Source organism: Mesorhizobium sp. M7A.T.Ca.US.000.02.2.1, from assembly GCF_003996995.1.
GTDB lineage: Bacteria > Pseudomonadota > Alphaproteobacteria > Rhizobiales > Rhizobiaceae > Mesorhizobium.
The window spans coordinates 1-10,811 of sequence record NZ_RZTT01000201.1 but is presented as its reverse complement, the minus strand read 5'-3'; the positions used below and the strand labels follow the sequence as shown (position 1 = coordinate 10,811).

6 protein-coding genes are annotated in these 10,811 nt (G+C 63.1%); 3 read left to right on the top strand and 3 right to left on the bottom strand.

Going from position 1 to position 10,811, the window contains the following annotated elements:
• The coding region (locus EOD15_RS19250) for an outer membrane beta-barrel protein (RefSeq protein ID WP_148129581.1) at positions 1-262 on the top strand (262 nt) is incomplete at its 5' end.
• A gap of 71 nt (positions 263-333) precedes the next feature.
• On the opposite strand, the gene galU is transcribed toward EOD15_RS19250, so the two are convergent.
• The gene (gene galU / locus EOD15_RS19245) at positions 334-1,239 is read right to left on the bottom strand and encodes a UTP--glucose-1-phosphate uridylyltransferase GalU (RefSeq protein ID WP_127270261.1); all 906 of its coding nucleotides are present in this window, start codon (positions 1,237-1,239) and stop codon (positions 334-336) included.
• 209 nt (positions 1,240-1,448) lie between these two features.
• Between galU and EOD15_RS19240 the strand changes: the two genes are divergently transcribed.
• Both EOD15_RS19240 and EOD15_RS19235 read left to right on the top strand, forming a co-directional pair.
• Complete coding sequence (locus EOD15_RS19240) at positions 1,449-2,669, top strand: lytic murein transglycosylase (RefSeq protein ID WP_127270259.1); 1,221 nt, start codon at positions 1,449-1,451, stop codon at positions 2,667-2,669.
• A gap of 98 nt (positions 2,670-2,767) precedes the next feature.
• Positions 2,768-3,976 carry a DUF459 domain-containing protein gene (locus EOD15_RS19235; RefSeq protein ID WP_127408743.1) on the top strand — a complete coding sequence of 403 codons (1,209 nt, stop codon included), beginning with the start codon at positions 2,768-2,770 and terminating at the stop codon, positions 3,974-3,976.
• Positions 3,977-3,997: 21 nt separating this feature from the next.
• On the opposite strand, the gene EOD15_RS19230 is transcribed toward EOD15_RS19235, so the two are convergent.
• Both EOD15_RS19230 and gltB read right to left on the bottom strand, forming a co-directional pair.
• The gene (locus tag EOD15_RS19230; protein ID WP_127272441.1) at positions 3,998-5,452 is read right to left on the bottom strand and encodes a glutamate synthase subunit beta; all 1,455 of its coding nucleotides are present in this window, start codon (positions 5,450-5,452) and stop codon (positions 3,998-4,000) included.
• Positions 5,453-5,593: 141 nt separating this feature from the next.
• A complete protein-coding gene (gene gltB, locus EOD15_RS19225; RefSeq protein WP_127408742.1) occupies positions 5,594-10,330 on the bottom strand; it encodes a glutamate synthase large subunit in 4,737 nt (1,578 codons plus the stop codon).
• Positions 10,331-10,811 lie beyond the last annotated feature (481 nt).

Genomic DNA, 10,811 nt, shown 5'->3' with positions numbered 1-10,811 from the left:
CCTCTATTCCGGTCGCCTGCCCGGCGAACGCCAGATTCGCGCCAACCTCACCGCCAATGCGGCTCTGGGCCTCGACTGGCGTGATTACATCGGCATCGATGGCCATGACAGGGTGTTGAGCGCCGAGGCCGGGCTGACCTGGTGGCTGAACCGCTACGCCGGCCTCACCACAAGGGTGAGGACCGAGAAGCTGACCAGCAATCTGCCGGGCCGGGACTACACCGCCAACAGCATCTTCCTCGGCGTGAAAGTGCAGCGCTGAGGACTTGCGTGCCAAACGTGCGTTGAGATCAGACCGGCCCTTCCGCGGACCAGCTGAACATCGACATCGACTTAAGATGCGGCGCCGCGGCGCTCGGATGGCTTCATCTCATCGAGAAGCGTGCGGATCACACCGGCCATGTTCTCGTTCATGTCGCTGCGCCATAGCGCGAAGGCGACATTGGCCTCGACAAAACCTTCCGGCGATCCGCAGTCGAACGTGCGGCCTCGATAGTGGTAGCCGTAGAAAGGCTGCTGCTTTTCCAGCTTCAGCATGGCGTCGGTGAGCTGGATCTCGTTGCCGGCGCCTTTTTCCTGGCCTTCGAGGATCTTGAAGATCTCCGGCTGCAGGATGTAGCGGCCGTTGATGTAAAGGTTGGACGGCGCGGTGCCGGCCTTCGGCTTTTCCACCATCTCGGTGATGCGGAAACCGTGATGCGTGTCCTCGCCGCGGCCGACGATGCCGTATTTGTGGGTTTCGGCGGGAGCGCATTCCTGCACCGCGATGATGTTGTTGCCGGTCTCCTCGTAGAGCTCGACCATTGCCTTCGTGCAGCTCTTCTCCGACTGCATGATCATGTCGGGCAGCAACAGCGCGAAGGGCTCGTCGCCGACGAGCTCGCGGGCGCACCAGACGGCATGGCCAAGTCCCATCGGTACCTGCTGGCGTGTGAAACTGGTCTGCCCCGGTGCCGGCTGCAGCCGTTGCAGGCGGGCGAGCTGGTCGTCCTTGCCGCGCTGGGCCAGCGTGTCATAGAGTTCGAACTGGATGTCGAAATGGTCCTCGATGACGGCCTTGTTGCGGCCGGTGACGAAGATGAAATGCTCGATGCCGGCCTCGCGTGCCTCATCCACCACATACTGGATCACCGGCCGGTCGACGACGGTCAGCATTTCCTTGGGGACAGCCTTGGTGGCCGGGAGAAACCGTGTGCCGAGACCGGCGACCGGGAAGACTGCCTTGCGAACTCTCTTCATGCTTTCAATTATCCGTTTGAGGGCCAGCTCCGCAATCCCCGTTCCAAGACATTTTCACGCCGGAATTCGGGACTACTGGGCAACTGAGAGGAATGTCCACCGGTAAAGCTTCGAAGCGTCTTTTCGTTCCCGGTGGCGCCTATGGTAAACTAATTCCTAACCTGGTTCGGCGATGAATGGTCTTTCCTGAGACAGAGAAGGAGGAAAAGATGTCCGTTCGCAATGCCGCAAAAATTTTTACCAGCGTCATGGCGGCAGCCAGCCTATCGCTCGCTCTGCTGATGCCTGGCCCCGCTTTCGCCGATGCCGGTTTCCGGCAGTGGGTCGCCGGCTTCCGCGCCACCGCCGTGCAGAGCGGCGTTTCCGGCGCCCTCTACGACCAGGCCTTCAGGAACATCAGGGATATCGATCCGGTGGTGCTGGAAAAGGCGCGTACGCAGCCTGAATTCACGGCCCCTGCCTGGGACTATTTCGACAACCGCGTCCATGATCAGTCGGTCGCCGTCGGCCAGCAGATGGCCAGGAAATGGAAGCCGTGGCTGGACCGGATCGAGGCCAGGTTCGGTGTCAACCGCTACATCCTGCTGGCCATCTGGTCGATGGAATCGAATTATGGCGAGATCCTCAAGCGCGACGACGTCATGCGCAATGTCGTGCGCTCGCTGGCGACCTTGGCCTATGCCGATCCGAAGCGGGCGAAATTCGCCCGCACCCAGCTGATCGCCGCGCTGAAGATCCTGCAGACCGGCGATATCGACGAAAGCCATCTGAGCGGATCCTGGGCCGGCGCCATGGGCCATACCCAGTTCATCCCGACCAGCTATCTGCACTATGCCGTCGACATGGACGGCAATGGCAAACGCGACATCTGGAATTCGATCCCCGATGCGCTGGCGACATCAGCCAATTTGTTGAAGAAGAATGGCTGGCAGGCCGGCAAGACCTGGGGCTATGAGGTTGCTTTGCCCGCTGGAAAGCTTCCCGGCGGCTCGAAAACACTGTCGCAATGGCAGGCGCTCGGCGTGGTCAGGGCCAACGGCAAGCCGTTCAAGAACGGCTCCGACAAGGCGACGCTGAAGGTGCCGGACGGCCGCAACGGGCCGGCCTTCCTGATGATCAAGAATTTCACGGTCATCAAAGCCTACAATAACGCCGACAAATATGCGCTGGCCGTCGGCCTTCTTGCCGACGAAATCGCCGGCTCCAGCGGTCTCGTGCAGGACTGGAAGCGGCCTTTCACCAAGCTCACTTTCGAGGAAAGGCAGGAGCTGCAGCAGCGGCTTTCCCAACATGGCCTTTATGACGGCAAGTTCGACGGCAAGATCGGCGACGGCTCGAAATCAGCCATCTTGGCCTTCCAGGCCAAGGCCGGCTTGACCCAGGACGGTTACCCGAGCATGGAAGTGCTGAAGTGGCTTCGGCAGAAATAGAGCCGCCTGCGGTGCCGCGCGGCCTTTCGGGCGCGCAAAGGACACTGTAGCAATCTGGTTGGCGCGGCATTTGCTGCGCCAAGGGATGGAGGAAACGATTGGCTTCGGCTGCGCGCATCGCAGGGCTTGTTCGTCGCATGCCGGTGCTCATCCTGGCCGTGATCGTGCTCACCGTCGGTGTGGCTGGCGCCTTCCATGCGCCGGCCATGGCGCAGGAGCAGCAAAACCGCGGCTGGTCGCTGCGAGACCTTCTGTTCCCGCGCCGCAGCGAGCGCATCGAGCCGCCGCAGGACATCCAGAAGCCGAGGCCCAGGCCCAAGGCGAAAAAACCCCGCGCCCCGCGCCCGCCGGCGGAACCGGAAATCCCGGTGGTCGACAAGGCACCGGACGCTCGCACCGTGCTGGTGGTCGGAGACTTCATGGCGGCCGGCCTCGCCGAAGGCCTCGACACCGCCTTTGCCGAGAATGCCGGCGTCAGGATCGTCGTTCGCAGCAATGGCTCGTCCGGCTTCGTACGCGATGATTTCTACAACTGGCCCGAACAGATCAAATTGCTGATCGAGACCGAAAAGCCTGCCGCCGTGATCGTCATGCTGGGTTCCAACGACCGCCAGCAGATGAAGGTGGGTGACGTGCGCGAGCAGCCCCGCTCTGAAACCTGGACCAAGGAATATGAGCGCCGGACCGAGGCGTTCGGCAAAGCTATCGCGGAGGCAAAGGTACCCTTCCTCTGGGTCGGCATGCCGGCGTTCCGGGTGTCGAAGATGACCTCCGATATGCTGGCCTTCAACGACATCTATCATCAGGCCGCTGAAAGCCATGGCGGTGAATTCGTCGACGTCTGGGACGGCTTCGTCGATGAGAACGGTGCTTTCGTCACCAGCGGCCCCGACATCAACGGCCAGCCGGTTCGGCTGCGCGCCGATGACGGCATCAACGTCTCGAGGGCGGGCAAGCGCAAACTCGCCTTCTACACCGAAAAACCGCTGCTGAAGATCCTCGGCCTGACCGCGCCTGGAAGCGTGATTACACCGTCCGCTCCGGCGGGCGCACCTGTCGAGGCACCGGCGCTGGCCGCGGCCCCCATCGTTATCGACCGAACCGCGCCGATGCTGCTCAGCGATCCGGCACTCGACGGTGGCTCCGAATTGCTGGGCGCGGCACCGCCGGCGAAGGCCAATCCGGACTTGCCCGGTGAAAAGCTTGTGGTCGAGGGCAAGGCACCGATTGCATCGCCCGGCCGCGCCGACGATTTCTCATGGCCGCCAAAGGCCGCGACCGATACCACGACCGCGATCAATCGTTAGTATCGCTGCACGCTCCTGGGTTCAGCGCGGGAGAACGCTCGACCCCATCAACGCCTCGTCGATCGAGCGTGCCGCCTGGCGGCCCTCGCGGATCGCCCAGACGACCAGCGACTGGCCACGACGCACGTCGCCGGCCGCATAGAGCCTGTCCACGCTGGTCTTGTAGTCGCGGTCATTGGCCTCGACATTCCTGGAGCGGCGGCTGTCGGTGGCGATCTTCATCTCACCGTCCAATTCCTTCGCCACCCCGGCCGCAGCCGGCCCGGCAAAGCCGATGGCGATGAAGGCGAGATCGGCACGAATGACGAATTCGGTGCCGGCGATCGGCTTGCGCTTGTCGTCGACCTCGCAGCACTTGACGCCGGTCAGCTGGCCTTCCTCGCCGATGAATTCGAGTGTCGCCACCTGGAATTCGCGCTCCGCGCCTTCGGCCTGCGAGGACGAGGTGCGCATCTTGGTCGCCCAATAGGGCCAGACCGAAAGCTTGTCTTCCTTCTCCGGCGGCTGCGGACGGATGTCGAGCTGGGTGACGCGCACCGCACCCTGGCGAAAAGCAGTGCCGACACAGTCGGAGGCGGTATCGCCGCCGCCGACGACGACGACATGCTGGCCGCCGGCGATGATCGGATGCGACGGCCATGCCACCGACTGAATCGGTTCGCCGCCGACACGCCGGTTCTGCTGCACCAGATAGGGCATCGCGTCATGCACGCCGCCGAGATCGTCGCCGGGAATGCCGGCCGCGCGCGGCGTTTCCGAGCCGCCGCAATAGAGCACGGCATCATGTTCGGCGAGCAGCTCGGCAACCGGCTTGTCGACGCCGACATTGACGCCGCAATGGAAGGTCACGCCCTCACCCTGCATCTGCTCGATGCGCCGGTCGATATAGTGCTTCTCGATTTTGAAGTCGGGAATGCCGTAGCGCATCAGCCCGCCGGGCCGGCTTTCGCGCTCGTAGACATGGACATCGTGGCCGGCGCGGCCAAGCTGCTGGGCTGCCGCCATGCCGGCGGGGCCGGAGCCGATGACGGCAACGCGCTTGCCGGTCTTCTTCTCCGGCGGATAGGGCCTGATATGGCCGGTTTCATAGGCCTTGTCGGCGATCGCCTGCTCGACCGTCTTGATGGCGACGGGAATGTCCTCGAGGTTCAGCGTGCAGGCTTCCTCGCAGGGCGCGGGGCAGATGCGGCCGGTGAACTCCGGGAAATTGTTGGTCGAATGCAGGTTGCGGATCGCGTTGTCCCAGTCGCCATTGTAGACGAGGTCATTCCAGTCCGGAATCTGGTTGTGGATCGGGCAACCGGTCGGCCCATGGCAGAACGGAATGCCGCAATCCATGCAGCGCGCGGCCTGTTTCTCGACCTCCTTGTCGGACATCGGCAGCGTGAATTCACGGAAATGCCGGATGCGATCGGAGGCCGGCTGGTACTTGTGCACCTGCCGGTCGATTTCGAGAAAGCCTGTTACCTTGCCCATAGTCCAGTTCCTGCTGTCCAGATGGTGCGGTTTTCGCCGCACCCGTTAACCCCTTGAGGCAGCCATGGCAACCTTGCGCCGGAGGTCAAACTGTCGATGAAGATGGGCCGGGAAGCTTGGGCTCCCCGGCAATTGCAAAGCCTATTCCGCCGCGACGCCCATGCGCATGCGCTCCATCTCGATCAGGGCGCGGCGGTATTCGACCGGCATGATCTTGCGGAACTTCGGCCGGAAAATCGTCCAGTCGTCGAGAATCTCGCGACCACGTACCGACCCGGTGTAATGCACATGGTTGGAAATCAACTGGTAAAGCCGCTCCTCGTCATGGCTGGTCATGTCGCCGGAGACGTCGACGCGACCCTTGTGGTCAAGGTCGCCGCCATGGTGCAGCAGCCTTTCCATCAGATCGTCTTCTTCCGGAACCGGCTCCAGCTCGACCATCGCCATGTTGCAGCGCTCGGCGAAATCGCCCGCCTCGTCCAGCACATAGGCGACGCCGCCCGACATGCCGGCGGCGAAGTTGCGGCCGGTCTTGCCGATGACGACGACGATGCCGCCCGTCATGTACTCGCAGCCATGGTCGCCGACGCCTTCGACGACGGCGGCGACGCCCGAATTGCGCACGGCGAAACGCTCGCCGGCGACGCCGGCGAAGTAGGCCTCGCCCTCGGTGGCGCCATAGAGCACCGTATTGCCGACGATGATGGACTCGGCGGCGACGATCTTGGCCTCTTCCGGCGGCCGGATGACGATGCGTCCGCCCGACAGGCCCTTGCCGACATAGTCATTGCCGGCGCCGACAAGCTCGAACGAGATGCCGCGCGCCAGGAAGGCGCCGAAGGACTGGCCGGCAGTGCCGGTCAGCTTCACCTGGATGGTGTCCTCGCGCAGGCCCTTGTGCTTGAAGCGCTTGGCCACTTCACCCGACAGCATGGCGCCCGTCGAGCGGTCGACATTGCGGATATCGACCTCGATCTTGACCGGCAGCTTGCTTTCGAGCGCAGGCTTTGCCAGCTCGATCAGCTTGCGGTCGAGCACGTCGTCGATCGGGTGCTTCTGGCGCTCGGTCCAGTGCACCGCCTCATGCGGCGCATCCGGCTTGAAGAACATCTTCGAGAAATCGAGCCCGCGCGCCTTCCAGTGCACGATCAGGTCGCGCTTCTCCAGAAGATCACTGTCGCCGATGATCTGGTCGATATGGGTGTAACCCATCTCGGCGAGCAGCTCCCTCACCTCTTCCGCCACGTAGAAGAAGAAGTTGATGACATGCTCGGGCGTGCCCTTGAAGCGCTTGCGCAGCACCGGATCCTGCGTCGCGACGCCGACCGGGCAGGTGTTGAGATGGCATTTGCGCATCATGATGCAGCCGGCCGCGATCAGCGGTGCCGTCGAGAAGCCGAACTCGTCGGCGCCAAGCAGCGCGCCGATGATAACGTCTCGCCCCGTGCGCAAGCCGCCATCGACCTGCAGCGCGACGCGCGACCGCAAGCCGTTCAGCACCAGCGTCTGGTGCGTCTCGGCAAGGCCCATTTCCCATGGGCTGCCGGCATGCTTGAGCGAGGTCAGCGGCGAGGCGCCAGTGCCGCCATCATAGCCCGAAATGGTGATGTGGTCGGCGCGCGCCTTGGCGACGCCGGCCGCAACCGTGCCGACACCGACCTCCGACACCAGCTTGACCGACACGTCGGCCGCCGGATTGACGTTTTTCAGATCGTAGATCAGCTGTGCGAGATCCTCGATCGAATAAATGTCGTGATGCGGCGGCGGCGAAATCAGGCCGACGCCCGGCGTCGAATGCCGGACCTTGGCGATGGTCGCGTCGACCTTGTGGCCGGGCAGCTGGCCGCCCTCGCCGGGCTTGGCACCCTGCGCCACCTTGATCTGCATCATGTCGGAATTGACGAGGTATTCGGCCGTGACGCCGAAACGGCCCGAGGCGATCTGCTTGATCGCCGAGCGTTCGGGGTTCTTGCCGCCGCCAGGCAGCGGCAGATAGCGGTCGGCCTCTTCGCCGCCCTCGCCGGTGTTCGACTTGCCGCCGATCTGGTTCATCGCGCGCGCCAGCGTGGTATGCGCTTCGCGCGAGATCGACCCGAACGACATCGCCCCGGTCGAGAACCGCTTGACGATGTCGGCCGCTGACATGACGTCGTCGAGCGCCACCTTCTTGCGGCCGGTCTCTCCGGACAGCTTGATCTTGAACAGGCCGCGAATGGTCTGGGCGCGGGCCGTCTCGCTGTCGATCTGGGCGGAATAGTCCTTGAACGTTTCCCACGACCCCTGGCGCACGGCGTGCTGCAAGGTGGCGACTGCGTCGGGCGACCAGATATGCGCCTCGCCCCGCATGCGGAACATGTATTCGCCGCCGACCTCGAGGCTGTTGCGCAGCACGGGGTCGTTGCCGAAACCGTCATTGTGGCGGCTGAGCGTCTCGGCCGCGATCTCGTCCAGGCCGACGCCTTCGATCAGCGTCGCGGTGCCGGTGAAGTATTGCTGCACGAAATCGGTCTTCAGGCCGATGGCGTCGAAAATCTGCGCGCCGCAATAAGACTGGTAGGTCGAGATGCCCATCTTGGACATCACCTTGAGGATGCCCTTGCCGATCGACTTGATGTAGCGCGAAACGACCTCGTAGGCGTCCACTTCCTTCGGCAGTTCGCCGCGCTTGTGCATGTCGAGCAGCGTGTCGAAGGCAAGGTACGGATTGATCGCCTCGGCGCCATAGCCGGCAAGGCAGCAGAAATGATGCACTTCGCGCGGCTCGCCGGATTCGACGACGAGGCCGACCGAGGTGCGCAGCCCCTTGCGGATCAGGTGATGATGGACCGCGGCCGTAGCCAGCAGCGCCGGGATGGCGATGCGGTCCGGCCCGACCTGGCGGTCGGACAGGATGATGATGTTGTAGCCGCCGGCGACCGCCGCCTCCGCCCGTTCGCACAACCGGTCGATGGCGCCCTGCATGCCCGCGGCCCCTTCGGCCGAGCCATAGGTGATGTCGATCGTCTTGGTGTCGAAGCGGTCCTCGGTGTGGCCGATGGAACGGATCTTTTCGAGATCGCCATTGGTCAGGATCGGCTGGCGCACCTCGAGCCGCTTGCGGCGCGAATTGCCGACCAGGTCGAAGATGTTGGGCCGCGGCCCGATGAAGGACACCAGGCTCATCACCAGCTCCTCGCGGATCGGATCGATCGGCGGGTTGGTGACCTGGGCGAAGTTCTGCTTGAAGTAGGTGTAGAGCAGCTTCGACTTGTCCGACATCGCCGAGATCGGCGTGTCGGTGCCCATCGAGCCCACCGCTTCCTGGCCTGTCGTCGCCATCGGCGACATCAACAGCTTGGTGTCTTCCTGGCTATAGCCGAATGCCTGCTGGCGATCGAGCAGGCTGACATCCTTGCGCAGCGCGCGCGGCTCGACCGGCTTCAAATCTTCGAGAATGAGCTGTGTGTTGGCGAGCCAGGTCTTGTAGGGATGCTTGGTCGCGATCTCCGACTTGAGCTCCTCGTCGGAGACGATACGCCCCTTCTCCAGGTCGATCAGCAGCATCCGGCCTGGCTGCAGCCGCCACTTCTTGACGATCTTCTCCTCGGGCACCGGCAGCACGCCGGCTTCCGAGGCCATGATGACGCGGTCGTCATCGGTGACGATGTAGCGTGCCGGGCGCAGGCCATTGCGGTCGAGCGTGGCGCCGATCTGGCGGCCATCGGTGAAAACCACCGCTGCCGGCCCGTCCCACGGCTCCATCAGTGCCGCATGGTATTCGTAGAAAGCCTTGCGATCGGCATGCATGAGCTTGTTGCCCGCCCAGGCTTCCGGGATCAGCATCATCATGGCATGGCTGAGCCTGTACCCGCCCTGGAACAGGAACTCGAGCGCATTGTCGAAGCAGGCGGTGTCGGACTGGCCGTCATAGGAAATCGGCCACAGCTTCGAGATGTTGTTGCCGAACAGTTCGGAATCGACCGACGCCTGGCGCGCAGCCATCCAGTTGTTGTTGCCGCGCACGGTGTTGATCTCGCCATTGTGGGCGACCATGCGGTAGGGATGCGCCAGCTTCCAAGACGGGAAGGTGTTGGTCGAGAAGCGCTGGTGGACGAGGATCAGCGCGGTCTCGAAGCGCGGATCGATCAGGTCCTTGTAATAGGCGCCGACCTGGTAGGCCAGGAACATGCCCTTGTAGACGATGGTGCGCGCCGACAGCGACACGCAATAGGCGCCGATGTCCTTGTTGTCGTTCTCGGCGTAGATGCGGCCCGATATGACCTTGCGCAGCAGATAGAGCCTGGCCTCGTATTCCTCGTCATCGGTAATGTCTGGCGTGCGGCCGATGAAGATCTGCCGATGGAACGGCTCGGATGCCACGATGTCAGGCGCCTTCGACAGCGACGAATTGTCGACGGGCACGTCACGGAAACCGATGAGCGGAAGCCCCTCGGATTGCGCCGATTCGGCAATGATGTCCTCGATATGGGCGCGAAGGGCCGCGTCCTGCGGCATGAACCAGTGTCCGACGCCGTACTGGCCGGCCGGCGGCAGCTCGATGCCCTGGGCCGCCATCTCCTCACGGAAGAAACGGTCGGGAAGCTGCACCAGCACGCCGGCGCCATCGCCGACCAGCGGATCGGCGCCAACGGCGCCGCGATGCGTCAGGTTTTCGAGCACAGCCAGCCCGTCCTTGACGATCTGATGCGACTTCACGCCCTTCATATTGACGATGAAGCCGACGCCGCAGGCGTCATGCTCGTTGCGCGGATCGTAGAGGCCCTGGGCGGAAAAGCCGTTGGCGGTTCGGCTAATATTGGATCGCAAGGTGGTTTTGACGGTTGCCGCTTTCGTCTGCGCGGCCTGGCCGCTCGTCGCAGAGTGCGTCATGTCCGTCATCTCCTGTCCTCCATTCCCAGCCATTCAGGCGCTGGTTTGCCTCGGCAAGCGCTTGGCTCACCCTGATCCTTGTGGCACGTCTTGCGAAATCCTTGCCGAACCAGGCGGCTTTCCGCATGGATCGCATCTGGTAATCGTACAGGCCAGAGTCTGGCTGTCCACCTGTCGCTCGCGGCAACAGCCGGAGAGGCCCAATGATACGCCAATCCGGCTCGTTTTGTGCGACAAAATAAGACAGCACTACTGTCCTAAATTTTTATGGCAGAAATCTGGGACGCACACAAGACCGATTCACAAAAAACTTGGGCTTTTCGCGACAGAAAATGTCGTCAAGTCCGGGAAAAACGTAAGCTTCAGTCGTCGACCTGGGCTTTGTCGGTTGGCTGGCTTTACTGTTTTTCCGGCGCCTGGCCCCTTGCGGTCCGCTCGCGAAACCGGTCAACTTCACACTGATTTCCCCAAAACCCGATCTCCCCAACCC

Bases quoted from the DNA above. Each gene is read 5' to 3' on its own strand.
- galU (WP_127270261.1), bottom strand. From the start codon at position 1,239: ATGAAGAGAGTTCGCAAGGCAGTCTTCCCGGTCGCCGGTCTCGGCACA.
- EOD15_RS19240 (WP_127270259.1), top strand. From the start codon at position 1,449: ATGTCCGTTCGCAATGCCGCAAAAATTTTTACCAGCGTCATGGCGGCA.
- EOD15_RS19230 (WP_127272441.1), bottom strand. From the start codon at position 5,452: ATGGGCAAGGTAACAGGCTTTCTCGAAATCGACCGGCAGGTGCACAAG.
- gltB (WP_127408742.1), bottom strand. From the start codon at position 10,330: ATGACGGACATGACGCACTCTGCGACGAGCGGCCAGGCCGCGCAGACG.